A 501-nucleotide genomic window follows, 5' to 3' on the forward strand; every position below is an offset into this window, starting at 1 on the left:
TATCGCGATCTTCCGTTTCCACTTGCTCCGAACGGCTGGGCGAAGCTGGGCGGCAAGCGGCATGTCGAGGCCAGCGAACGCGGCCATGGCGACGGATTGACCCATGATCTCGACAGCCCGGAGGCGATCGAGGAGGTTTTCTGGCGCGCGCTGGAAGGAAATCGCTATCTGCGCCGCGACGGGCTGGCCCCGATGGAGCCGCGGGCGGAGACGCTCGCCAATTTCCGCGACTATGTGCGGCTGGTGTTGCTCCGCAATGGCGGTGCTCGCTATCTATCTAAGAACAATAACAATATCCTGCGCCTGGAAGGGCTGGCCATCAGCTTCCCCGACGCGTTCCTGATCCATCCATTCCGCGACCCGTTGCAGCAGGCGCTGTCGCTCCTTTCCCAGCACCGGCGGGCGATCGCGCTGGCGGAGGAGGATCCGTTCCGCCGCCGCTTCATGACCTGGCTCGGCCATCACGAGTTCGGGGCCGACCAGCGGCCCTTCCTGTTCGAC

1 protein-coding gene is annotated in these 501 nt (G+C 64.7%); it reads left to right on the forward strand.

Features of this window, described 5'->3' with window-relative positions:
• Positions 1-501 (forward strand): hypothetical protein (locus AC1B00_RS09750; protein ID WP_488849535.1); only part of this gene is annotated, 501 nt, incomplete at both ends.

Source organism: Campylobacter sp. DY7 (assembly GCF_057802535.1).